This window comes from Oceanispirochaeta sp. M1 (assembly GCF_003346715.1).
GTDB lineage: Bacteria > Spirochaetota > Spirochaetia > DSM-2461 > DSM-2461 > Oceanispirochaeta.
Map to the genome: position 1 here is coordinate 35,184 of NZ_QQPQ01000025.1, position 25,637 is coordinate 60,820.

The 25,637-nt window shown below is 41.9% G+C and carries 21 protein-coding genes; 14 read left to right on the forward strand and 7 right to left on the reverse strand.

Translation table 11 applies throughout. The annotated features are described in order from the left end of the window. Nucleotides 1-25: 25 nt before the first annotated feature. Nucleotides 26-1,483, forward strand: a complete 1,458-nt coding sequence (locus tag DV872_RS17050) for a histidine kinase (RefSeq protein WP_114631159.1) — start codon at nt 26-28, stop codon at nt 1,481-1,483. Further along, nucleotides 1,476-2,999, forward strand: a complete 1,524-nt coding sequence (locus DV872_RS17055) for a response regulator (protein WP_158547021.1) — start codon at nt 1,476-1,478, stop codon at nt 2,997-2,999. Before DV872_RS17050 ends, DV872_RS17055 begins: the two co-directional genes overlap by 8 nt. 4 nt (nt 3,000-3,003) lie before the next feature. Here the strand turns inward: DV872_RS17055 and DV872_RS17060 are convergent, their stop codons facing one another. The 6 genes from DV872_RS17060 to DV872_RS17085 are packed head-to-tail and all read right to left on the reverse strand — an operon-like array spanning nt 3,004 to nt 14,283. Continuing rightward, on the reverse strand, nt 3,004-5,805 hold the full coding sequence (locus DV872_RS17060) for an efflux RND transporter permease subunit (RefSeq protein WP_114631161.1): 2,802 nt from the start codon (nt 5,803-5,805) through the stop codon (nt 3,004-3,006). Next, nucleotides 5,795-8,737, reverse strand: coding sequence for an efflux RND transporter permease subunit (locus tag DV872_RS17065; protein ID WP_147283196.1), 2,943 nt, complete (start codon nt 8,735-8,737; stop codon nt 5,795-5,797). Before DV872_RS17065 ends, DV872_RS17060 begins: the two co-directional genes overlap by 11 nt. Next, nucleotides 8,734-10,101: an Ig-like domain-containing protein gene (locus DV872_RS17070; RefSeq protein ID WP_114631163.1), complete on the reverse strand. Its 1,368-nt coding sequence runs from the start codon at nt 10,099-10,101 to the stop codon at nt 8,734-8,736. Before DV872_RS17070 ends, DV872_RS17065 begins: the two co-directional genes overlap by 4 nt. Continuing rightward, nucleotides 10,098-11,531 carry an Ig-like domain-containing protein gene (locus DV872_RS17075; RefSeq protein ID WP_114631164.1) on the reverse strand — a complete coding sequence of 478 codons (1,434 nt, stop codon included), beginning with the start codon at nt 11,529-11,531 and terminating at the stop codon, nt 10,098-10,100. The genes DV872_RS17070 and DV872_RS17075 overlap by 4 nt, the downstream gene beginning before the upstream one ends. Then, the gene (locus tag DV872_RS17080) at nt 11,528-12,850 is read right to left on the reverse strand and encodes an efflux RND transporter periplasmic adaptor subunit (protein ID WP_114631165.1); all 1,323 of its coding nucleotides are present in this window, start codon (nt 12,848-12,850) and stop codon (nt 11,528-11,530) included. The genes DV872_RS17075 and DV872_RS17080 overlap by 4 nt, the downstream gene beginning before the upstream one ends. Further along, entirely contained in the window at nt 12,847-14,283 is a 1,437-nt protein-coding gene (locus DV872_RS17085; protein ID WP_114631166.1) for a TolC family protein, read from the reverse strand. The genes DV872_RS17080 and DV872_RS17085 overlap by 4 nt, the downstream gene beginning before the upstream one ends. Nucleotides 14,284-14,432: 149 nt before the next feature. On the opposite strand from DV872_RS17085, the gene DV872_RS17090 reads away from it, so the two are divergent. The 4 genes from DV872_RS17090 (at nt 14,433) to DV872_RS17100 (ending at nt 17,419) form a co-directional block, all read left to right on the forward strand. Next, nucleotides 14,433-15,128: a pseudouridine synthase gene (locus DV872_RS17090; protein ID WP_114631167.1), complete on the forward strand. Its 696-nt coding sequence runs from the start codon at nt 14,433-14,435 to the stop codon at nt 15,126-15,128. Between the two features lie 131 nt (nt 15,129-15,259). Further along, complete coding sequence (locus DV872_RS17095; protein ID WP_158547023.1) at nt 15,260-16,300, forward strand: glycosyltransferase family 2 protein; 1,041 nt, start codon at nt 15,260-15,262, stop codon at nt 16,298-16,300. Between the two features lie 122 nt (nt 16,301-16,422). Further along, nucleotides 16,423-16,722, forward strand: a complete 300-nt coding sequence (locus DV872_RS26405; protein WP_147283197.1) for an HD-GYP domain-containing protein — start codon at nt 16,423-16,425, stop codon at nt 16,720-16,722. A gap of 22 nt (nt 16,723-16,744) precedes the next feature. After that, entirely contained in the window at nt 16,745-17,419 is a 675-nt protein-coding gene (locus tag DV872_RS17100) for a 1-acyl-sn-glycerol-3-phosphate acyltransferase (RefSeq protein ID WP_158547024.1), read from the forward strand. 13 nt (nt 17,420-17,432) lie between these two features. Here DV872_RS17100 and DV872_RS17105 read toward each other — a convergent pair whose 3' ends face one another. Beyond that, the gene (locus tag DV872_RS17105; protein ID WP_158547025.1) at nt 17,433-18,314 is read right to left on the reverse strand and encodes a DMT family transporter; all 882 of its coding nucleotides are present in this window, start codon (nt 18,312-18,314) and stop codon (nt 17,433-17,435) included. Nucleotides 18,315-18,523: 209 nt separating this feature from the next. On the opposite strand from DV872_RS17105, the gene DV872_RS17110 reads away from it, so the two are divergent. From DV872_RS17110 to metA, 8 genes are all read left to right on the forward strand, one after another. Further along, entirely contained in the window at nt 18,524-19,273 is a 750-nt protein-coding gene (locus tag DV872_RS17110; RefSeq protein ID WP_114631171.1) for an ATP-binding protein, read from the forward strand. 21 nt (nt 19,274-19,294) lie between these two features. Continuing rightward, nucleotides 19,295-20,596, forward strand: coding sequence for a GTPase HflX (hflX, locus tag DV872_RS17115; RefSeq protein ID WP_233516433.1), 1,302 nt, complete (start codon nt 19,295-19,297; stop codon nt 20,594-20,596). A 19-nt stretch (nt 20,597-20,615) separates the two neighbouring features. Then, a complete protein-coding gene (locus DV872_RS17120; RefSeq protein WP_114631172.1) occupies nt 20,616-21,890 on the forward strand; it encodes a M23 family metallopeptidase in 1,275 nt (424 codons plus the stop codon). A gap of 68 nt (nt 21,891-21,958) precedes the next feature. Beyond that, nucleotides 21,959-22,414, forward strand: coding sequence for a hypothetical protein (locus tag DV872_RS17125; protein WP_114631173.1), 456 nt, complete (start codon nt 21,959-21,961; stop codon nt 22,412-22,414). Next, a complete protein-coding gene (locus DV872_RS17130; RefSeq protein ID WP_114631174.1) occupies nt 22,411-23,424 on the forward strand; it encodes a FecR domain-containing protein in 1,014 nt (337 codons plus the stop codon). Before DV872_RS17125 ends, DV872_RS17130 begins: the two co-directional genes overlap by 4 nt. Nucleotides 23,425-23,456: 32 nt before the next feature. Continuing rightward, a complete protein-coding gene (locus tag DV872_RS17135; protein ID WP_114631175.1) occupies nt 23,457-23,903 on the forward strand; it encodes a hypothetical protein in 447 nt (148 codons plus the stop codon). 139 nt (nt 23,904-24,042) lie between these two features. Beyond that, nucleotides 24,043-24,675 (forward strand): MBL fold metallo-hydrolase, encoded by a 633-nt coding sequence (locus DV872_RS17140; RefSeq protein WP_114631176.1) that lies wholly within the window; start codon nt 24,043-24,045, stop codon nt 24,673-24,675. A 27-nt stretch (nt 24,676-24,702) separates the two neighbouring features. After that, nucleotides 24,703-25,617: a homoserine O-succinyltransferase gene (gene metA / locus DV872_RS17145; RefSeq protein ID WP_114631177.1), complete on the forward strand. Its 915-nt coding sequence runs from the start codon at nt 24,703-24,705 to the stop codon at nt 25,615-25,617. Nucleotides 25,618-25,637: the final 20 nt, after the last annotated feature.

The following is a 25,637-nucleotide window of genomic DNA, read 5'->3' on the forward strand; positions in this document are numbered from 1 at the left end:
TTATTTCCAGAGTATAATAATTTTTATGGATAATCCGGAAGGACTGATGAAAAAAAGGGAAGACAGATCACTGCGCTCTAGATTTACTCGATTTGTCCTGATCATTTTTATTCTCATATTCATTATTGCTTTATACAGTAATTTACAGAGTTTTAAATTTTGGCAGGAGTATCGAAGAACATTCACTCAGTTTGATGAACTGTCCCACTTTTACGCTGAAGTGAAATTAATGAATTACAGCATGAAAAACTATATTTACTCCCATGATCCTCTAGATGTTGAAGTATTTCAAAATCATTATGATGCGGCTTCAATCTCTTTGGATAAGCTGATGGATTATGAAGACGAAGAACTGCAATTCCGTTATGGCCTTCTCAGAAATATGATTCAGACATATAAGGAAAATGAAGAACTATATTCACAATCATCCTACGATAGCCAGGATCGACTGGCTATGCTTATTGATGAGACTTATCCTCAGTATGCACTTTTAGTAACCAATGAGATGAACCTGGAAAAAGAACGAATGCTGGAGAGCTGGAAATCTCAATTACTGATTACTTTGTGCATCCTCTGTCTCCTGATTCTCCTGACTTCAGTTTTTGTCATTCAGTCTCTCAGGAGTATCACGAGCCCGATTGAAAAAATGATTGTGAATATAAATAGGATAAAGACAGGACAGTTTGATATTCGAAATGTTCAGAGTGACAGCAGGGAGATCAGAATACTGCTGGAATCCTTTGAAACTATGGCTGAGGAGCTTCAGACTCATATTGAGCAGATTCATGAAAAATCACGTATTGAAAAGGAATTGATCAAACAGGAAAATGAAAATCTTAGAATAACCAGTGTACTGGCGGAGACAAAACTCAATGCTCTACAAGGGCAGATGAATCCTCATTTCCTATTTAATACACTTAGTCTGATCTCCAAAATGGCCTATGTTGAAGGGGCCGAAAAGACCAGTGAGTTGATGGTAAAGACTGCCAGTCTTCTCAGGTATAGTCTGGATATGTGCGGAAAAACCTCCTCACTTGATCAGGAAATGGTTTGTGTTGAAAATTATATTCAGATTCAGGAACCTAGAGTGGGTGACCGGATTTTATTTATTACAGAGAGTTGCGGGAATCTTAAGGGCATCGAGATTCCAGGTATGGTATTGCAGCCACTTGTTGAAAATTGTGTTGTTCATGGAGTCAAGGATCTGATCAGAGATGCTGAAATCTCAGTAAAAATTACTGTTTCTCCTTCCCAAATCAATATTCAGATTCAAGACAATGGTCCTGGATTCCCCCAACATATCCTGGATGGATTCTCAAATGACAAAGATATTCTTCAATCTTCCAGTATCGGTCTCTCCAATGTACGGGAGCGTCTGAGAATTTTCTATAAGAACGATTTTTCAATGTCATTAAGCAATGAGGGAGGTTCAGTTATCAGGATACGGCTGCTGGAAAATGGGAGATCTCTTTCAAATGTATAATCTTTTAATTGTAGATGATGAACCTCTTGAAAGAGAGGCAATGAGACTCATTCTTACAAAGAACATTCCCGGGATAGCAATCTGTGGAGAAGCTGAGAATGGTTTTGATGCCATCAGCCTGGTCGCAGAGCTTAAGCCGGATATCGTTCTACTTGATATCAATATGCCGGGAATGGATGGCCTTGCCACCATTGAAAAAATGCAGCAGATGGGGTTGCAGACTCGATTCATAATTCTTACCTCCTACAGTTCCTTTGATTATGCAAGGAAAGCTCTCAGACTCGGAGTTGAAGATTTTCTTGTCAAACCTGCAGATCTTGATACGGTTCGCAATACTATCATCACAGTCATTGACAGCATTGAAACCGAGAGCATTCAGATAATGACTCAGGAAAAGATGAAAGATAAGATCAATGAGATGCAGCCGGTTGTTCAATCAGATATTTTCCGTGCCATTTGTGAGAAACAGAAAGATGTTCGTAATATGTTTGAGCTGTTGGAGTTCCATCCCAAAGAGGCATTTGTCGCTGTTATCGATTCCGGCAGCAATGGGGATATTCTATATAGCCGTATCTGTAGAATCCTGAATTCTAATGGCATTCATTTTATATCCAGGATTCACTCTTCCATGATTGACCTGCTTATCTTCAGTCAATCGGAACATGAATCTTTGAAGCAGATAGGATGCATTGAATTACTGGCCGACAGCTCTGGATCCTTCTACTTGGGCTGTGGTAGTTCTGTAGATAATGTAGATCTTTTCTATCAGTCTTATCAGGAGGCGGTTTCTGCCTTGCAGGAGGGGAGGCGTGATAACAAAAGGATATTTTTTTTCACTGAGATTAAGAATCATAAGAAAGACAGATTTCCTGTTGATCGTTATGTCGATCTGTTCTGTTCTCAGATTCAGATGGGAGACCGTGATGAGATTATCTCATTATCTGAACTCTTCTTTTCAGATCTGAGTGGACGAGATGAAATTGATTTGATGGGACGGCAGACCTATGTTTATCAGGCTCTCATACAGATTTCCCGGAAAATATCTGAAAAAACCGGTTTTTACCGTCTTTGGGAAGAGATTCTTACAGATAAACTCCAACTATTGGAAAATAGAGATACAGCATCTTTAAAACTTCATTTCCTTTCGATATTAGAACAATTTCTTGATAAGATTAAGGATAGGAAAGAGAGCCGGCAGGACCTGATTGTTAAAAGAGTCATGATTTATGTTGAGGATCAATATGAGAATACAATCTCTCTGGAAGATCTTGCGGAGTCTTTGAATCTCTCTCCTTCACATATAAGTAAAGTCATCAAGAAAACAACAGGGCAGAATCTTCCTGAAATTCTAAATAAGTTCAGAATCAACAAAGCAATGCAGCTCTTGAGAGAGGAATTATTCAGTATCAAAGAAATTACATATCGGGTCGGATATAACAGCCAGCATTACTTTTCCAGAATTTTTAAACGTGAGACCGGATTTTCACCCAGTGATTTCAGGAATAGAGATTACTGATAGATCAAGAGGATTTATCTGGTTTGAAAATAAAGAGACTCCCCACTAAAAGCAGAATTGAAATAATAACAGCACTTCCAACGGTCAGAGACAATGCCTTTAAAAGTTCTGCAGAGCTTTCTCCTGCACCAAGAAAGGGGATGAAACCTGTCAATGTTGTAAGGGCTGCTGTCACGATTGTACTTCTGCATTGCAGTAATGAGTTTAACGCCTCTTCCAGAGAGGGCCTTTTTTTCCTGAAGCGGGAAAATACTATGAGGCCGTTATTGATAGAGAGACCCGTATTCAGTATCAGAGCAAAGAAAACCGGAACAGAGAGATTTACTTTTAACAGTCTCAGAAAGCCCAGGGTAAAAATGTGACATAAGATGATCTGCCCCATCAAACAGAGTGGTAGGAATGGTGATTCAAATATAAAAATGAGGAGAATAAATAGAAGAAGAATTGATGCTGTGAGGAGTTTGATCAATTCTCTGATATTGTTTCTGCGGATTCTATATTCTTCACCGTGAATAACTCTGACTCCTTCGGGAAGATTATAATCATTCAGGGCTCTATTTATTGTCTTATGAATTTGTTTTCCACCCAGACCCTCAGTAGAGAAGGAGAAGGAAGTGCTCCGCTGAGAGTTGAAATGTTCAATTGGACCGTAGTCCTCTCTATTACTCAAAACAGCCAGATCTTCCAGAGCATAAGAGCCTTTTCCCTCGATTTTCAATTTTCCAATTTCACTTGTTTCCAATTCATTTGCCTCTTTATTGAAAATTCTGATGTCATAGATTATGCCGTCTCCCGGAACCCATTTTCCCAGAACAGGTGGTGAAAGCTTCTTTCCCAGACTCCTGGCCGTGATTAAAGGGCTTATCCCTGTTGCCATGCAAATATTGTTATCTGTCTGAACACAGAGAAGGGGCTGCTGTTTTTTGTAATGGAGAGTCAGATTCTGTTCATTCATAGTCCTTTGAAAAAATTGAGCCAGTTTTTCTGTTTCGCTGTATAACAGTGGACGCATATGAGCGAGTATCCGTATATGGTATGAATCACCCGCCGGCCTGTCATCAAAATAGAGAAAACCCGGGAGGGACATCATCTGTGTTTTGATACTTTCTTCCAGTTCATCTTTCATTGAAATATCAGAAAGTTTTATATGAAAGCCAGCCTTTTCATCCTTGTACTCTGAGCTGTAGTATTCCGCCGCATTAATTTCTCCAAGAGACTCTTCCATATCCATAAGCTGTATTTCTATCCACTCCTTACTGCTGCCTGCCGGGAATTCTACCGAGAAGCGGATGCTGTCATTTATCAGTTTAAAGTCCTGTGAGTAATTCAGGTTTTTCATCAGTAACAGTGATGGGATGGTGATAAGAATTAAAACCAAAACAGCGTATTTCTTATATTTTGTATATGATCCTGCAATGCGGTTTATCTGCTGACGGCGTACAGATAATTCTCCCTGTAATGATCTGCCATTGTACTGTTTCATGGTCAGTACGATAAAGAGTACTGATAGTGTCAGACAGATACAGAGTGCCCTGATAAGGGGTGTACAGAGGAATTTCAGACCAGGTGATGCAAATAAAAAGGGGGTGAGTGCAATAAGGGTTGAAACAAGAGATGACCAGAGGGCTCTTTTTGATTTTTCAAATCCCTGTTCAAGAACAATGATACCGCAGTCAATGATCATTCCACTGCAAAGGGCAAGTGACGAGAGTACAAGGATATTTATCTCCCAGGAGAGCATATTGAATATTGCCACTGTTCCTCCTATGGAGAACGGGATATTCAAACAGACCGGAAGGGCAGCTTTGAAGTTTTTTAAAATCAGAAGGGTTATCAATATTACTGCAGTAAGCGAAAGGCAGAGTATTTGAAATAGCTCTTTCAGAGCTTCTTCGATCAGTTCTCCTCTGTCATAGAGTATGAGACTTCCGGGTATTTTTTCAGCTGCAGTACGCAGCTTCCTGCATAGGTCTATAGTGTTCGCATCACCACTTTCATAGATCCATGAAATGCTCTGTCTACGACCGTTTAATCTGGAAAGACTTTTAACTGCCGAACTTTCAATATTTATATCAGCTGTTTCTGAGAGCTCCAGGGCCGGGCTGAGGGCCAGTGTTTCAAAATCAGAGATTGACTTAAGTCTCTGATCAAGAACAAGTTCTGATGAATCATCAAGACTGAGGGCCGAGATGCTGTTATGCTGATGAATAATGCCTGCCAGGTCCAGAGCATTCTGTTGAATCGAACTGAGCATATCCTCTTCAAACTCAATATTTATATCCTGTCCGGAGGAGGAACTCAGATGAATTTGAGATATTCCGCTTATTCCTTTCAGTTCTGACCGGATTCTCTCTTCAGTCCAGGATTCAGTGGGTGTCATATTCTTCTTATCACTCATCAGCCTGGGTACAAATATGAAAACAGGACTGTTTAAACTGCTGCTTTTTCTTATTACTGCCTTTCCGGCGGATGGCGGGAAAAAGGCTGATTTTCTTTCAATTATTGCTCTCAGATCCAGATAGCAGTTATTTAGATCACTCAGTTCATCCAGAAAAAGTGTTATTTCAGTCTCTTCCCATCCTGATCTTGAGTAAAAATGGCTGATTCCCGGCATCATCAGTATCTCTTCTTCCAGGGGATTGCAGAGCAGGTTTTCAATCTCCTCAGGTCCGGCTCCCTCCATTTCTATTTTCACAGAGATAACTTTTTTTGATGAATCCGGATAATAGGAAAACTGCAGGTCTTTCAAAAAGTGACAGATTAGAAGGCAGAAGATTAAAAGAAGAAAAATATTCCTATTTCCCATTCAGGAGTACCAGGTTTTGGTAAAAGGCCGGCAGGAGGATCAAAACCAGCATCGTTCCAAAGAGCAGGCCTCCTATAAGTGAAAGCGCCATTCCAGCTTCACCGTTTTCTGAAAGGAGTGCTGTGATCAGCACAGGGATTAATGCTGTCACTGTGCTGAGGCAGCTGCCTGAAAGGGGTTTTAAGCGGCATGCAGCTCCCTGCTGTATACTGCGTCCCTGTTTAAATGATCCATCCAGAGAGGAGAGCAGAAGTATTCCTGAGTTCACAATGGTTCCCTGCAGAATAAGTAGACCGAGAAAGCTGTAGATATTCAGAGATTGCCTGAATATCAAAAGGAAAATCAATCCGCCCCATATTGCCGGGACCAGAGATGAATAAAGAATCAATGTTTTCCTGAGGGACCCGGTCTGTACTCCTAAAATCAGAAAAAGAAACACAAGACTCAATGCATACAGGTATGTCAGCTGATGCATCTCAGTTTCCTCATCCTTCAGAATTGAAATCTCCGGTGGCAGATATGATTTCAGCTCCTCCTCAAGAACTCCTTTATCTTCAGTCCGGATTGATGAAATACTGCGTATATACTGCTGATTTTTCCTGTAGAAAGCGTCTCTGTGACTGCTTTTCATGAATTTCCCAAGTAAATCCAGTGGGGCTGCCGTTTCTGCAGTGATCATTCTACTTAGGGAGCTAAAGTCGGATCTGTATCTTTCCGCCGCTCTTACAAGGATATTAATTTTGTCTTTTGCCCTTTCTACTTCTCCTGCGGAAAGACCATTTATCCTGGCTGTTAATTCGGTATGGATTGTGAGGGGTGAAATATTTGAGGCTATGAGTCTCTGAGGATCAGTTTCAAGATAGTATAGCTCCATCTTACTGTCCCCGGATTCAGATGTTCCCGGTGGAAGGGGTAATTCATATAGAGTGTCAGAATCAATACTGGCAAGACTTATCCCCTTGTCTTCGGGGTAGAGCTTTTGAAACGTTCCAGGGAGAGGTTCTACTCTGCAATTCTGCAGATAAAGAGTATTCCGGCAGAAATTATGAATTGCCTTCTTCATTTCTGGAGATATTCTCTTTTCATTAATGATAAGAATATTTAGTTGGTTCGAATCTCCAATATTCATATTGGAGGAGCTAAAAGAAAAGTTATTACGATCAGATCCTTCAGATTCCATTATTATTGTATTCAGTGGAAATTCTGCCTGTATTTTTGTTGAGATAGATGAAGCTTCGGCGATGACGCGACCGGGACTGTAAGCCGGGGGAAGTGATAGGGACAGGAGTAATTTATTGCTCTGCCTGTCAGGAAAAAGTTCAAATGGAATAACTTTCAGAAGAACCATTCCGGATAGGAAGATCAAAATAAAAATGTATAAAGCCTTAGCGGAAAATCTTCCTTGCGAAAGAAATGTATTCAGAACTTTAAAATAGCAGGATTTGACTTTGTTACAATGACTAGAGGGAGGATTTACATGCAATGGAACATAAGAAACCGTCAGCTTTTTGTTAAGGAGCCTGTAACAGGCTGGAGTAAAAAACAGGGATACAGGAAGTGAGAGCCCCACAGTAAATACAACCGTCAGAACAAGATCTCCAAAAAGAACAGATGTAGGTCCCGGTATAAAGAGAGGAGGCAAAAAGACAATCACCGTTGTGAGGGTAGAGGTGAACAGGGCCGAGTTTATATTCTGTATATCTTCACCTTTTTCAAGCTCATGAAGCACTATAATGCTGTTGTCGGCTATGAGACCTATGGCTGCTATCATTCCATACAAAGAGATTGTGTTGAGACTGATCTTGAAGATATAAAGAAAAAAGAAATTCAGAATCAGAGTAAAGGGGATAGAGGCTGCTGTTATAAGTGCCGGAGACAATTGCCTATAGAGGAGAAGGAGAACCAGAAAGGCTCCTGTCAGCCCCCAGAAGAGGGATAAAAAAAGAGAGCTGATGTTTTTTTTGATTCTTACAGACTCATCATCAATGATCTGAAAACCCAATCTGCCCGAGTATTCATCTTTCAGAAGGGGAAGAATATTTTTTACAGCATCGGCGGCTTTTGCAGTACCCGAAGAAGCATTTTTATATATACAGAATCCCCAGGCCAGTTCTCCGTTAGAGAGAAAAATAGAGCCCTGCTGTTCACTCTCTTCTTTGATTTCTGCAATATCCTTTAGTCTGATACCGGGAAAGAGTTGAAGCTCTTCAATCTCTGCGGCTGTGTTGATTCCGCTTTCCACTGTGACCAGGCGCTGTATCCCTCTATCAGTGATTTTCCCGGCAGTTTTCTTTATTAGAAAAGAGGAGAGGGCTGAAGCAGTCTCTGCAATGGATATTCCTCTGACCGAAAGGGCATCCATATCCAGTTCAACATGTATTTCAGGCTTTTTCAGCCCCCGAATACTGACATAGGCAATTTCATCGAGTCCCTGTAATCTGTTTTTTATTTCACTGTTCAGAATTGAATAGAAATCTTTTTCATCATTGTTCTCCAGAGCCTTTACAGCAAGCATTATAACAGGATCTCCAGCCAGGTCATTACTCATGACCAGAGGCTTTTTCATCCCCCTCGGAAGGTATGGGTAGAGTCCGTCGATACATTCCCGTACAGATATTGAAGATTGATACATATCGGCTCCCCAGTCGAAATGGAGAAGAACCCTTGAATATCCCCGTTTGCTGACAGATTCCATATCTTTGATATACCGGATACCTGAGAGTGTGTTTTCCATGGGGATTGTAATAAGAGATTCTATTTCTTCAGCAGGAAAACCCGGAAGTTCACTGACAACTGTAATGACCGTACTAGCTGCCTCAGGAAGTTCCTCCATCTCCAATTCAAAAAAGGAGAGTATTCCAAATAAAAGAAGTGCTCCCCATGCCATGAGAACAGACAGTGGGTGATCTCTGCTCCAGTCATACAAATTCAAGGCTGATTGACCATCATTGTCCAGTTCTCTTCAAGACTGTTTCCAAGGCTGTCAGATAGAGAATCATCAAGTGAAAAACGAACCGTACCGGGAAACCCTGTGTCTGAAACATCGAGGCAGATCCTGATAAGTGACTGTGTGGCAGGAGGAGCTGCTTCCAGCTCCAATGAGAGTAATCTGAAGCTGAGAACAGAACTCTCAATTGAGAATGCCTTCATAAAGGAACTCTCACTGATTACCCCATAAGGGCTGTGATTCAGAATGAATTCAAGAGTTGCCGTATCTGAATCATATGCACCCAGGGATTCATTAAGTACCAGTTGTTTCTGTGGAGCCGCACCATCTTGAGAACAGAAAAAGATAGATTCAATGCTGAGGGGAATACTGTGTGAACCAGTACATTGAATTGTATAGAGGCGGTCCAGTATATAAAGATCATAACTCTCACCATAACGAAGATCTTCATCAAAGCTCAGAGTGAATTCCCTGTATTCAATATCCCAATCAAGACTAAATGAAACATCGGGCTGAATCCTGATCAGTCCATAGATTTCATCAGAATAAATACGACGGTTGAGTCTGCCATTCAGAATGTCATCCTTCTCTACGTATTCAGTTATTCCATTTTCTTCCAGCTCTGCAGAACTGCTTTCCAGAATGATGGATTCAAGGAGCAATTCATCATTGCTGCTTATCAGGTAATGAAGCTCATGTTTTTGCTTCAGGTTATTCTGCGCCAGGTCCTTAAGCCGGGTGCTGACAGTAAATGTATAGTCCTCTCCCTCTGAATAATCTTCCAATGGCTGTACCTGGACAGATGTGTTCCCCTCAGTCCACTCCAGGTGGTATTCCAGTGCCGGACTGACTTCCAGGGCTTCTCGAAAACTCATATGATCAACTGTTTCTGAGAAATCATAGGAAACAGACTGCCGGAGATTGCTTATTTCTGATTTATCAACCGGATTAACAGATTGAATCAAAGGTGGAGTATTATCTTCACCAGTATAAAACTTCCAGCTTCGGTTTTCACCCAGAGAATTACCGTAACCATCCTCCGCAGAGTTCTCCAGATTCAGAGTATAGTTACGATTTTCCATGATTCCCCTATGGGGATAAAAAGACATCTTATTTCCATCCCAGATAAAACGGCCTTCCAATTCACTGTCCTCCTCTGTGAGGCTGAAAGCCTGTTCAGTAAGGTTCCAGTTCATAGGGGTGGTGAATTGTAGAAGGGTGTGATCCGTTTCAAGACTGCAGTTTTCTACTTCAGGGACTTTTGTATGTATCATCTCCTCAAGAAAACGGCAGGCCCACAGGCTTATAAGAAGATGAACCAGAGCCGTGAAGAGTAATATCTTTTTCATTGACGAACCGTCCTGAACAGCTGACTGACTGTTTCATCCATATAACTTCCTTCACTGTTGAAAATTCCCTGTGTACCACCCTTTAAATCCATAAGGTAGTAATAATCTGAATCCGAATCGGCAGTGAATCCGCTGAATATTGCTGTCATTCTGTAGTCACTGCTCCATGAATAGAGGCCTGTCCGGGGACTGCCGCCCGAGCTGAATACTTCATAAAAGCTGAGACTGTCCTGTACCCTCTGTTTTTCACTATCAGTGGTAAAGGGAGCTGAAAAGGTAAAATGAAAACTCAAATCAAAGGGAGAGACAGGCTGTACGGGCAGGTCATAAAAAGTAGTTGAACTGAACTCATTCAGTATGAAACCGCCGGGAGAACTGCATTCCAGGCTGATAAGTGTTAAAGGAGCAACTGCAGGAACAAAGTCCAGAATATAACTGTCTGTCATCCTTATACCATTATTACTTTCTGCATCCTTAGTGATCTTCAACCTGAAACTCTGGGAGGATCTGAAAGATAGGTCGGGGCAGAATATAAGATCCTCTTCTATCCAGTAGATTTCTCCGGCTGTTGAGGGCGTTATGCTGAAGGATGATTCGGTCTTTTCCTGATCCATGGCTTCAGAAAACCTTATCCTGACAGCCTGTGAGGCGAGTAGATTTTCCAGATTCTCAGAGATCCATGGGAAATCTGAAAGCCTGTCCCTCCTGCAGCTTCCACACTGGATTACAGAAGGAGAGCTGCTGCCGTCTTCAATGTAAAAGCTCAGGTCCCAGTCGGGATAGAGGGGATCGCCGTCAGTACTGCAGAGGTTTTCATCCAGGCTGATTCTATAGTTTGTCAGATTGTCCCAGTCATCATCAGCTTCTATAATCAAAGTATTCTCTGATTCGGCGCTCCAGGTTTTACTTATCTTCACTGGCGGACTTATCTTCAGCGCATTACTGAGTGATGGCGTATCAACCGCTTTATTAAAAGAAATCCGCACCGGGCCGGCGCTGTTGAGTACAGCGCCGTCAGCAGGATAAAAATCCATAATCTCCAGCGGGGTGAATTCTGAACTATGAATGTAGAAGGGGAGAGACAGGGATGCTTCCCTCTCTGTTCCGGAAATATTGCGGTATATTCCCTTGAACTCCAGGCGGTATTCCAATCCTCTGTACAATTCTTCAGCTGGAATAATTATCAGTTTTTTTCCATCTTCCCAGTCAAAGGTTGTTTCGGCTTTGATACCGTTTCTTCTGATACAGCTTATGCTCTGAACAGAGGGCTGATCCACATCTTCAGAAAAACAGATTGAAATAGAATCTTCTTTATTTAGAATCTCATATTCAACAGACGGAGTGGTACTGAACAGTTTACCAGGCTGCAGATCGATAATTGTACATGAATGAAAAAGGCAGAAAAGGAAAACAAGTAGAGATGCTTTCATGGAAGACTCACCTCCATTCCATCTATAAAACCATTGTGAGGAGACAATACAATCCGGTCACCCACAGTAAGTCCTTCGTATACAGGAATCATTCCGTCACGGGGAGTACCGGTTGTCAGATCAGTCCGGAATATATGGTTATCCCGGAGGAGATATGCAGCTCCTTCAAAAACTGAGTCTGAAGGTATTACAATCTCCTGTACAGATTTTTCAAGATCTATACTGACCTGTACAAACTGTCCGAAACGAAAAAATCCATCCCTGTTATCCAGAAGAATCATAACTTCTCCGCTTCCCGAGTCACTTTCTATCCAGGGTGAAATCCTGTTTATAGATCCAATGCTCTGCCTATCGCTTACGGGGCTGCTTATAAGCGCAGTCTGTTCAAGTCTGAGAGATATGAGGTCTTTCTCACTGACTCTGCAGCTGGCATAAACTTGATCGAAGGAGCAGATATGATAAATAGGTTTCTCACTGGATGCCTTTTCTCCCTCATCCATTAAACGGCGGACAACTATACCGCTCAAAGGGGAGCGGATTGTGTTTTCTTCTCTGTACAGCCTGAGAGATTCAAGACTGTTACGTGCCGATTCAAGCTCGGAAACAGCCATCTCTGTCTCTGCCTGCATTACTTTTGTATTCAGGTCTGTAAAATTCAACTTCAGCTGCTGTGAATCAGATGATGGAGGATATCCTTCGTTGATAAGGTCAATTTCTCTGTAACCTATCTTTTTAATTTCCAGGCTGAAGCGGGCCTGTTTAAAGAGGGTTTCCTTTTCAAGATAGTTCAATTCGAAAGAGAGGAGTTCATCTTCCGTTATCCCTCCAAGATCAAATAGTTTTCTCTTATTACTCAGGATGTCGCTCATCCGATTCAGTTCCGCTTCCTTTTTTGACAGTTCAATTTCGGCACTGCTGATTGTGTGGAATCGGGATTCAACATTGCGCCGGCTTTCAGCAAGTTTCCTGCGGCTCAGCTCCAGAGAGGATTCTCTGTTCTGTAATGAGGCTTCCGCTTCTTTTATCTGAAGATCTATCTGCTGAAGATCGAGCTCGGCCAGAATATCTCCTTCACAGACCGCATCTCCTTCATGGAAATACATCTTTCGGATAATGCTCTCTGAGGGGGGAAGAATATCTGCCTTGCGAACCGGGCTTATGACACCAAAACTGCTCATATCCGGGCTGTATTCAGATGTTTCACAGATGTATGCTTCTACCCGGGGAAGGGTGCTGACAGTATCCTCCGTCTCTGATCTGTCACTGCATGAGTGAAGAAAGAGAGTGCTCAGGATAAGTAAGATCATTCGATAGGTCATTGCTTGTTTACCTCCGTTCTGATCAGCTTGTTTAAGAGAGAATCCTCATGTTCCGCATTTATTCCACAGCTCATCTCAAGTTCAATTTCATTACTGTAGAGCGCCGCAATCCCTTCAATCAGTTCTGTTCTATGATTCGCTAGTCGTATCTCTGATTTGACATAGTCCAGTCTGGTCAGTTCTCCCATTTCTACTCTGATTTTTTCGATATTGAGTTTTTCGGTTTCCAGAAATATCTTTTCTCTGCTGATTGAACAGCGCCGATAGTTGAGGATTATTGATTTGGAGAGGGCTTCCACCCTGAAGGCTATTAAACGTTTCAGTTCTTCGGTTTCCAAATGTGCTGTATAGAGTTCATTCCTTGCTATGGAGGGAGTTATAAGACCTTCCATATTATCAAATGCAGATATTTCCGAGCTGATTGATGCATTGTGCTCATCAGGGTTTGTCTTTCCTGTACTCATGCTCATGCTGCCGGGAAACAGGGGGGTATCAAAGCTGAAATTAAGTCCCAGAGAGAAGGATGTTTCATTCAGGGGGTAATCGCGGCCTGCAATATTAAGGTCGGCACTGGCTGCAATTTTCGGTATCCAGCTGATTTTTGAATCAAGAAGATCCCTCTCGGCGTTTAATTCTCTGAGATAATGAGACATCAGCTCCTTGTTAAATTCCTCTGCATCTTCTGACAAGTGAGTGACATAGGAGTCGTCATCTATAATTTTATCTGTATATAATCCCTGATAATCAAGATTCAACTTTCCCTTCAGTTCGGGCAGTTTTGTAATAGAAACATTCATCAGTTCAGACAGATTGAATCGACTCAGTAACAGGGTTTCTTCACTGTCCTGTATGTTCAGGGAATACTGTACTGCACGGATATTTATATCCAGCAGATCTGTTTCAGTCAGTCCGCCAAGACTGTATTCCAGCTCGGCAATCTCAATCTGATTTTCAAGGTTTTTCAGTGATTCTTTCTGTACTGACAGGATCTCTCTGTTTTTCAGGATCTCCACATATTCCAGACTGACCTGATGGGCAATCTTATGTAGCATATCTTCTGCTGTCAGATCTCTCAGCTTCAGTTCTCTTGCTGCTGATCGGTAGTCTGCTAAATCCCGGCCTCCGTTGAAAAGGAGCTGGTTGAATGAGAGTCCAATTTTATTGATTCTGCTGTCAGGAGCATGAGCACTGACAGAGTCAGATTTAGAAAAAGCCATAGAGATTTCCGGGAAGAACATTCTCAGCTGAAGACGGAGTCTCTTCCACGCATCCTGACGCTCAAGTCTGTTGGATATTATTCCAACATTATTGAGCTGAGCCAGACCTATGCAGTCTCTTAAATCCATTGTCTCCTGAGCTTGTAAAAGGAGGAGATTCCTGAATAGAAGAAGTATCATCAGGATGGATATAGGTTTGACACTGCCCGTATTCAATCAGCCGCCTCCGAAATATGAACTAATTCAGGAACGGAGCCAATTGATCTGGTGATTCAAATAAATTGAAAATAATCTCAGTTTATTTTTATGAATCAGAGAGGTATCTTGTTTTTTAAACGGTCAGATATTAAAATCACAGCCCATCTATGAATGAAGAAATTAAAATCCTCTGGCAGGATGACCACTATGCATTTCTCTATAAACCCGCAGGAGTTCTGATACACAGGAGTATTTTCTCCTCAGACAGGGATACAATGGTAAAAAGGCTCTATAGCCAGTTTGAGAATCCTCCGCTGCCTGTACACCGCCTTGACCGGCCTGTTTCGGGAGTTCTGGCCGCAGCCTTTACAACAGAAGCGGCAGCTGCACTCTCTGAATGCTTTAGAAACTCATCAATACAGAAAATATACTGGGCTGTTGTACGAGGTTATCTTCCTGAAGAGGGACAAATAGATACTGCCCTCAAAAATTATGAAACAGGAGCTGTGAAAGAGGCGCTCAGTGATTACAGACGTATTGGAACAGCAGAGCTTCCAATCCCTTCACGTAAATATGATACTTCCCGTTATTCTCTTGTAGAGATAAGACCTAGAACAGGCCGTTTTCATCAGATAAGACGCCATCTTGCAGGTATAGGTTATCCTATTGTGGGTGATACATCTCATGGAGATACATACTGTAATCATCATTTCAGCGAGCACTTTAAAGTAGATGGTCTGCTGCTTCATGCAGGCAGGATAGAACTGGTTCATCCCCTGACAGGAGAGGCCCTTTCAATAACAGCAGAGCCACCTGAGTGTTTTCTCAGAATATTCGATCTATTCAATTGGAATATTTCTTGACATAAGGTTCTAAATGCAATAGAAGTATGGACGGCATGCAAAGATTTACTCCTATCGAAATACTGAGTATTATTTCTATAATAATCTGCTCATACTATCTACTTCTCACTATAGTCAATGTCCTTTATATGATGATCCGTACAAAAAAACCATCTCTGAAAAATACTCCTAAAATCACCGTCATGGTGCCTGCCAGGAATGAAGAGAATAATATAAGAGCCTGTGTGGAATCTCTGCTCAGCCAGGATTATCCTGATTTTGAGGTCATGGTAATTGATGATAACTCCACAGATAACACTGCGGCCATATTAAAAGAACTCTCAAAAAGAGATGATCGTCTGACTGTGTATACGGGAAGTAAGCTGCCTGAGGGCTGGTATGGCAAACCTTGGGCTCTGCAGCAGCTAAGCCATTATGCTACCGGGGAGTATTACCTTTTTACCGATGCGGATACAGTTCATAAGACAAACAGCCTCTCTTTTATTGTTACAAATATGCTTCATCATAAGGCAGACCTCATATCGGCTCTTCCTAATGAGATTATCAAAACATTCGGTGAGCTGATCAATGTTCCGGCTCTGTATGTGATGACTACGGTTATAATGCCCCTTCCGGCTATAGATCTGATGAAATGGAAAGAAGCATCCTATTGTCTGGGACAGTATTTCTGCATCAAAGCGGATGTATATAAAGATATAGATGGTTTTGAACATGTCAGGCATCTTATTACTGAAGATGTTGCATTCGGAAAAGAAGTTAAGCGTAGAGGATATAAGACTCTATTTCTTGACGGACAGAAGTATGTGGATTGTCACATGTATAGTAGTTATATTGAATCTTTCAAAGGTTTTGGTAAAAATATCTATTCTTCCGTCGGCTTCAACCTTATAATTTTTTCATTGACCGCAATTCTTATCTTTATGACCGTGAACTTTCCCTTCGGTGTCTTTATAGCATCACTGATTAAAGGGACTCTCAGTCCCCTTCTGGTTCTTCCTACAGCAATCTTTACACTGGCGTGGACCATTGTTACAATTTTCCACAAGCTCCCCTGGTATAATCCTGTTCTCTATCCTCTGCAGTATACGAATCTACTTATTATGGCTATTTTCTATACAATTAAATTCCGCCTTACTCCGGGAATCAGCTGGAAGGGCCGGGTTGTTAAATAATTCAATAAATAAAGAATTATTCGAAAACCATCTAAAATCATCAAAAAAATAGATATTCCTCTTTTAGCGCTTTAAAATTGATTTAATGGCAAGTTCTAAAAATACTCAGGTACTCCTTGAACATGAACCCCGATATGGCCACCGGTTATCCCTATAGGAAAAGAGGTCAGGAAATATATCTGAAAGGAAGAATTACGGCTATTGTGGATGTCTTTGATGCTCTGTATAATCGGAGGATTTACAAAGATCCATGGTCATTAGAGAAGATTCAGATTCTTTTTGAAGAAGAGTGCGTAAGACACTTTGACCCGGAGCTTGTAGATTGTTTTATTGAAAATATAGATGAGATTGTTGAAGTACAGACCGTGTACAGTGCTCGGCATAAGCATATCTTTTGTCGTAATTGTTCCGCTGTTGTCTGACTGGATATTTGAGGAGAAATTTGTGAAATTATTTTACAGGCTGGTGAATGGATTTATTAAGATATTACTGAAGGCCGTATGTCGTATTGATTCTACTGAACTGGATAAGGTTCCTACAAAAGGTCCCTATATTCTGGTGACTAACCATATAAATTTTCTGGAAGCCCCCTTTCTATATCTCTTTCTCAGACCGAGAAGAACCATTGCAGTAGGTAAGACGGAGCTCTGGGACAAGGCTTTTACAAGATTCCTGATGAATCTTTGGGAAGTTCTTCCCATTAAAAGAGGTGCCATTGATATACAGGGAATGAAAAACTGTATCAAGGTTCTGGAAGATGGAGATTTCCTCTGTCTGGCTCCTGAGGGAACAAGAAGCGGCAATGGTAAACTTTTGAGTGGAAAAGCCGGCGTAATCATGTTTGCACAGAAAGGTGATGCACCTATAATCCCTCTGGGACACTGGGGTGGTGAAAATCTCTCATCTAATCTTAAGAAATTGAAAAGAACTCCCATTACCATAAAAGTAGGGGAGCCTGTAAATATTACCATTCCTGAAGGTGTTAAGTCAGATGCAAAAGTACGTCAGCAGATTGCTGATGAGGTGATGATTCAAATTGCCCGTCTTATGCCTGAAGAATATCACGGTGTTTATACCGGTAAAACTGATGAAGAGCCTCAATTTCTTACTAAGGTCTGATTAAGATCATCTGTTAAAGAAAGAGTATTACAACTCCTCCCACAGCTATAAATGATCCGATAATTTCTCTGATAGTAATTTTATCTCTGAAGAGGATCATAGTTGCGGGGATAACCACTACAGGTACAAGAGCCGTGATGATGGAGACTATTCCGGCTGTTGTATGCTGCATGGCATAGAGCATAAGGGCTACTCCGATAAAGGGGCCGAACATGGCTCCCAGGGAGAGCTGGCTCATTGCTGTCTTATCTTTTAGACCTTTAAACACCTTTGGCCAGATACCCAGAATAAAAAAAAGAGGAATAAACCCGCATAATCCGGCAAAGGCTCTTACCAGAGTTGCCTGTACAGGATCGGATGCGCCCATTCCCATACGGCTGAGTATCATTCCTGTTGACTGGCCGATAGTTCCACCGAGGGCCAGAAGTATACCCCTTACAGGATGTTTCAAAACTACGGAATTTTCTTCTTTCTTCAGTAATACAAGAAGAACTCCCGTAAGTACGACTGCCATACTGATCCAGCCCTGAACAGCTAACACCTGTCCCATTACTATCCATTCAAGGAAAGCTGTGATGGGGGGGACAAAACTTAAAATCAGCAGAGCGACTCTTGATCCTATCTCAACATAGGAACGGAACAGCAGCATATCACCGATAAAGAAACCGACAAATCCTGATGCGAACATAAACCAGAAAGAGCCGTCCGGGGCAATGCCGGGTATTAAAACACCCCGGCTGATTACAAGATATATCTCCATAAAGATGATTCCCAGAACAAGCCTGATAATATTAACAGGCAGGGAGCCTATTCTCTTACCTGATGCTTCAAATGAGAGAGCTGAAATCATCCAGCATATGGTAGTCAGTAAAGCGGCAATTTCACCTACATACATTAGGGGCTCCTCAGATCTCATCTCAGTTCGAATCTAAGATAGATATTCAACTTTATTGAAAATATCAGATCCCCTTCATTTTGACTACAACCTTTGGTAGAAGAGCCGAGCGGGGATTGTGGTTCCGGGATCAGATCTTTAGAATAGTCCGTTGAATAGAATAGGCGAGTGAATCAGTATTGATACTGTTTCCTATAAGGAGTTTCTGAATGTCCAATAAAACATTGTCCCGCAAGGTTGATAAGGCTTTGTTGAAGTTTAAGCTGGTTGAACCCGGAGACAAGATCCTACTGGCAATTTCGGGCGGTAAGGATTCACTTGCCATGGCCTATTTTCTGGGGCACAAACAGAAAGGTTTTCCCATTCCCTATGAACTGGGTGCTATTCATATTGAAGGTGATTTCCCGGGCTGTGGAAAATCTCCTGTCATGGCAGAACTTATGGAAGAGTGGGGCATACCCTTTGAAGTGGTAAAAGTCCCCATAATGGAGCGCCTGAAACCTGGGAAATCTATGAACTGCTACTGGTGCTCTACTCAGAGGAGAATGGAACTCCTCCGCTATGCTGGTGATAATGGGTATAACAAAATCGCTCTGGGTCACCATATGGACGATATCCTTGAAACATTTTTTATGAATATGATGTATAAGTCAGAGCTCTCTACAATGCTTCCTCTTCTTAAATATGACCGCTATCCTTTTACAGTAATAAGACCTCTGGCCTATGTCAAAGAGCAGGAGATTATCGATTTTGCAGAGAGTCAGGATCTATTGAAAGCCGCAACAACCTGTCAGTATGGAACAACATCCAATAGACTGGATGCCAGAAGTATCATTGATCAGATTGCGGCAAAAGAGGGCTCCCATATCAAGGATAATATTTTTGAAGCCATGTGCAATCCAGTCCACCGCTATATGCCCTACAGCCTTCTGGACAATGAGGATGATAAAAAGTCATAATCAATTAACCCGGAGGTATTAGTGGAACCTGTATTTGAACGTCTGGAAGATCGGGATATTCTCTCAATGAAATGTGAAAGCTCTTTTTTGGTGGGCATTCAGGATGAGGGAGAATCGGCTCAAGAGTCCGAAAATCATTTAAAAGAACTGGCGAGTCTGGCCGAAACCATGGGAATTCCTCCTGTGGATACCATGATGGTCAAGCTGAGAAAAACAAATCCCCGCTACCTTGTGGGTACAGGTAAGATTCAAGAGATAGGACAGGCTGCAGCAGACTGCGGCGCCGATCTTGTAATCTTTGACTATGACCTTTCTCCGTCTCAGCAGAGAAATATCGAACGAGACTTGAACATCACTGTAATTGACCGGGAAGAAGTTATCCTGGATATTTTTGCAGAAAGGGCATCCACCAGAGAAGCTGTTCTTCAGATAGCTCTTGCCAGAATGCAGTACAGTCTGCCCCGTCTTACCCGTGCATGGACCCATTTGTCCAGACAGAGGGGGGGAGCCAAGGGTACCAGGGGTAAGGGTGAAACCCAGCTGGAAACTGACAGACGTATGGTTCTGGCAAAAATAGCATCCCTTAAGAAAGAGCTGGCCCATGTCAGAAAGAACAGAGAGACTCAGCGAAAGAGAAGACGTTCCCTCCCGGTTCCGACCCTCTCCATTGTGGGTTATACAAATGCCGGTAAATCTTCAATTCTGAATATGATGACTGGAGCTGATGTTCTGACCGAAGATAAGCTTTTTGCAACTCTTGATCCCACATCACGAAGGGTTCATCTCCCTGGTGGAAGACAGGTTGTTGTTACCGATACTGTAGGTTTTATCAGAAAGCTGCCCCATAATCTGGTAGAAGCTTTTAAATCCACCCTTGAAGAAGCCGTAATGGCCGATGCCGTTATTCATGTCCTGGATATAAGTAATCCAGAGTGGAGAGAACATAAAAAGGTGACCGAAGAGGTTTTGAGAGAACTTGGTGCCGGAGACAAACCGGTTCTTCTGGTGTTCAATAAGAGCGATATGATTGATGATCCAGATGAGATGGCTCACTTTCTAGTTAATGAAGCAAATACAGTGGTCATGCTTTCTGCAAAAACAGGAGCAGGACGTGAAAAGCTCGAAGATGGAATTCAGCAGGTCCTTGAAGCCGAGCTCCCGGTTAAATCTTTGTTGATTCCAGCTGATAAGTGGGATATAGTTGCATATGTAAGGCGTAACAGTATTGTACTGAAGGAAGAATACGAGGAAGAGGGTATTTATATGGAAGCCATCCTCAGTGTCAAAGATCAGAAAATGCTTGCAAATTATGTAAAAGATTGACCTGAGCGGAGTAATACCTTTGTCCGATCCTGCCGATGGTAAATCTATGGGACTATTTAAAACGATGAAAAAAATGAAGGGATGGCGGTCTGCTGTCTTTACAATATTAATTATCTCCACATTCTTTTTTGTGATCAATGTTGCAAGAAATACTTCGGCTACAGCAGCAGTCATTGCTGATTCCGATATTATACCCACAGCAGTGATAGAAGCTGCTGTTTCTACAATTGAAATTAATGATACTTTTTTAAGACGCGGCAGTACCTTATCTCTCCATCTGGAAGATAATGGAATCAGCTCAACTGATACTTCCGGTGTTATCGATGCCATAAAGGATGTGGTCAACCTCAGAAAACTCCGTGCGGGACAGAAAGTTGAACTCCGCTATGAGAACAACTACTTTTCAGGCATCATGCTTCCTTTCTCCATAGACCGTGATATTCTTGTCTCACGCAGTGGAGGAGACGGTTTTCAGGTAACAGAAAACTACAAAGAACTGAATGCCTATCCTGTCTCTATTGATACTGTCGTTGATTCAAGCCTCTATGCCTCCTGTCTGGACAGCGGTATGCAGGATAATGTCATTATGGATCTGATTCAGCTCTATTCTTTTGATATAGACTTTCAGAGAGATATTCATAAAGGAGACCAGCTTTCCGTTACCTATGAAGTAATTTATGATGAAGAGGGTAATGTTGTTGATACGGGTAATATTCTTTTTACATCAATGAAAACAGGCAATCAGGATCTGCAGATCTTCCGCTATGAGAATACCGATGGAAAAGCCGATTTTTATAATGAAAACGGACAGACCGTACGGAAAACCCTTTTAAAAACACCTATAAACGGTGCCTATATCACATCCGGATATGGACGCAGAACTCATCCTATCACAGGGTTCAATTCTGTACATAAAGGAATCGATTTCGGGGCACCCAAAGGGACTCCCATTAAATCTTCAGGAGACGGAACTGTAACATATGCCGGATACAACGATGTTTTCGGTTACCATGTTCGGGTCCGCCACGTAAACGGTTATACAACCATGTATGCCCATATGTCGGCCTTCGGAAGAGGAATCAGACGTGGACGAATTGTTGATCAGGGGCAGACCATCGGTTATGTCGGAACTACAGGAATGTCTACGGGACCTCATCTTCATTACGAAGTCCGTTACAACGGAACACATATCAATCCATCCATGATGAAATTCCCTCCCGGAAAAACTCTGGCCGGTAAAGAGGTAGAATTGTTTCAGAATATGCTGAGCAGCTACAGTGCTTCTCTACCCTAATCACGATTTTCTTTAAAAATATCAACTCTTAATTGTTTTGTTACACCCACGGAGATATAATTAAAAACATGAAAAGTATTAAATTTATTGCCCTTTTGCTTCTGGTAGCCCTGATGACCTCATGTGCAGGTTTAGGCTCAGGAGTCAAAGATGATGACGTATTGGCAGTCATTGAAATGATGAATGCAGGACAGACTGAAGCACTTGTTGAGAGTTCAGTTCTGCCATTTGTTTTTGATGGAGAAATTCTAGAATCCGAAACACAGATCAATCTTCTGTGGTCAGGACTAAATAAAGCAGGATATGTCCTCGATAATCCGCTTATTCTTCAGCAGAGACCTGTAATGGCTGAAGATGCTTCTATTTTCTCTGAAACATGGGAAATCAAAACCTATTTCAAGAATCTTCTGACTGAGAATGATACATATGTAGAAGTTCAGGGTGCCGCTGGTAAACTCCATATGGTGCTTCGCCCCTCTAAAACCGGTGTACAGATCGCAGCATGGAAAGGAGTAAATGAATGAAAAAAATCACTTTATTCCTGATTCTGACATCAATACTGGCAGTTCCGGCTTTCTCACTGATGGGAGAAGTTGTTTATGTTGATGGAACTGTTGATATAAAAACAAGCTCCGGTGATTTTGATTATGCAGATATCGGGATGCCTGTAGAGACAGGCGATTCCATTATCACTGGATATGACGGCTATGCAGAGATAGAGATGGAAGACGGTTCTACTGTCAAGGTTAATGAAGATTCTATCTTTAAACTGGATTCTGTACAGCAGGATAACAAGAGCAGAAACAGTTTTCAGCTTGTTCTTGGTTCTGCCAGCTATAAATTCACAAAGACAATGAAAGAGCAGGAGCCTCAGATCAGGACTCCTTCAACAGTCTGTGGACTGCGCGGTACAGAATTCTCCGTTTTTTCAGGTATAGACGGTTCGGCCCTCTATGTTGTTGATGAAGGAAGCGTTGCTGTAACATCCAAGGGTGCAGAAGTGCAGCTGGGTGCAGAGCAGGGTGTCAGAGTAAATGCCGGTGAGACTCCGGGTGTACCCTTTGAGATTAAAAGGGGAAAGGTTGACTACTCCGCATTCAAGGCAGAAGCAGAAGAGGCTTTTCTGAGTAATCCCGCATCCACTGTATTTCTTATGATGGATCAGCTGGCAGAATATGCAGATATGTCTGATGAGAATGAGGCGTTGTTTCAGGCTCAGAAAGACGGCTTGATGGGTTTACGTGAAAAACTGGATACACTTGAGGGTGATAAGAAGAAAGCTTATTACAAAGAAACCGTATTTCCAGAAGAAGTAAAAGCTTCCGGTTTAAAACAGAATGTCCGCTACTATGCGGTCTCTGCAAAGTCTCTAAGACGTTTTGTGGTCGGTACTATGTATGTACAGATGAAAACTATATACTTTATGGATCAGGGAAATCCCGAATTTCTTGATTTTCTAAATGCCTATTACCAGTTTCTCGATATGTATGAGACAAGAATCGTCCCGTACCTTGTTGAAGCAGATATACGCTAGTAAACTAATTGTGACTATTAAGGAGTTAATCTATGAAAAATATAATAAAAGCAACGGTGCTGATAGTTCTTGTTCTGATGGTCTTTTCCTGTGACCTGTTTACTGATGATCCGGAAACTTTGATAAAAAGCAGAATCTCGAGTTTTGAAACCACACTAAATTCAGGTGTTTATACAAATACAACATTAAACTCTCATTTTCATAAAGATATGGAAAGTTATGATGCTTATCTTTCAAGTGAAATATTTACTATTGGGCCACTTAATCCTCTAAATGGTGATTTCCATTTTGGATCACCATCTGTAAGTAGCAGTGGTAGTAATTATACTGCTACAGGTACATATGCTGCTGACGGTACAGGAGTAGATGACGGTACATATATTGCAACGATGAAAGAGGAAGGTGATTCCTGGAAAATCCTTGTAATGACAATTGATGTAGGTTCATCTGTAGATTACACAATTCGTAATTTAAAATAAAACCTGTCAGGGAGCCGCTATTTCGGCTCCTTTTTTTACCTATCCTAATAATAGTATACCCATACTATATCCACTGTTCAATCAGTCCTTTTTATGATATTGTTGCTTACCTGAAAGCTGAGTATAGCAGGAGATAACAATGGATATTGAAATACTACCGGCAGGTCCGATTCAGACCAATGCCTATCTGATAATAAATAAAAAAACTAAAGAAGCAGCCGCAGTGGATGCAGGTCCCGAAGCCTTTGATATTATTATGGAGGAGTGCGGTAAATATGAGGCCGAACTGAAAGCAGTTCTTGTAACGCATCCCCACTGGGATCATATTCTGGACGTTCATAAGTTCAATGAAGCGGGTATCCCCGTATTTGCTCATAAAGATGCAATTTCCTGGATTGAAGATCCCTCTGTGCAGTCCTCCATGGCAATGCCCGGCCTTGTATTCAAAGAAGCCTCTGTGGACCGTGTCCTGGCTCATGACGAGGCCTTCGATCTGGCTGGGATGCATTTCACAGTCAGGGATACTCCCGGCCATTGTCCCGGTTCCATAGTGTTCTATCTGCCTGATGGTGGATGCTGCTTCACAGGAGATGTCATCTTTGACGGTTCTGTTGGCCGGACTGATCTGCCCGGTGGAGATATGGAAGTACTGAAAAAGTCTATTGTCAATCAGATTTATACTTTACCTGATGAGACTATCCTCTATCCCGGACATGGTTCAACCACTCTGGTGGGCAAGGAAAAAATCAGTAACCCCTTCGTGACTGTTTAGGCATTAAAGCCTTTATAGGAGATTCATATGCCTGTAAGAATTCCGGATAAACTACCGGCAACTGATATTCTCAGTAACGAAAATATCTTTGTCATGACAGAAACCAGGGCCATGCATCAGGATATCAGACCCCTGAAAATCCTGATCCTGAATCTTATGCCTGTCAAGATTACTACAGAGACTCATCTGCTCAGACTGCTTTCTAACAGTCCTCTGCAGCTTGAGGTGGATCTCATACAACCGGTAACACACACAAGCCGTAATACTCCTCAGGAACACCTCCAGGTCTTTTATAAGACTTTTAACGAGATCAGTGATTACAAATATGACGGAATGATTGTAACCGGTGCACCTGTGGAGACCTTGGAATTTGAAGAGGTTAATTACTGGGATGAGATTGTCAGTATCCTTGAATGGTCAAAGACTAATGTTACTTCAACCCTGCATATCTGCTGGGGTGCACAGGCCGGTCTTTATTATCATCACGGAGTAAAAAAACATCCTATCAAGACAAAAATGTCCGGAGTCTTCTGTCACAATGTAAATGATAGAAAAGTCCCTCTGGTCAGAGGGTTCGATGACAATTTTCTTGCTCCCCATTCCAGACACACAGAAGTGAGACGAGAGGATATCGAAAATATCCCCGGTTTGAATATAGTTTCCGAATCAGAAGAAGCGGGAATCTATATTGTCACAAGTAACGAGGGAAAAAATATCTTTGTAACCGGACATTCCGAATACGATCCTCTCACCTTAAAAGAAGAGTATGAACGGGATCTCGCCAAGGGTATGGAACCGATAGTGCCAAGAAATTATTTCCCCGATGATAATCCTGAGCTTCCACCTGCTGTAAGCTGGCGCAGTCATGCCAACCTGCTTTTCAGTAACTGGCTCAACTACTATGTATACCAGGTGACCCCCTATAATATTGAGGATATCTGATATTTCAATAAGTTTGATGG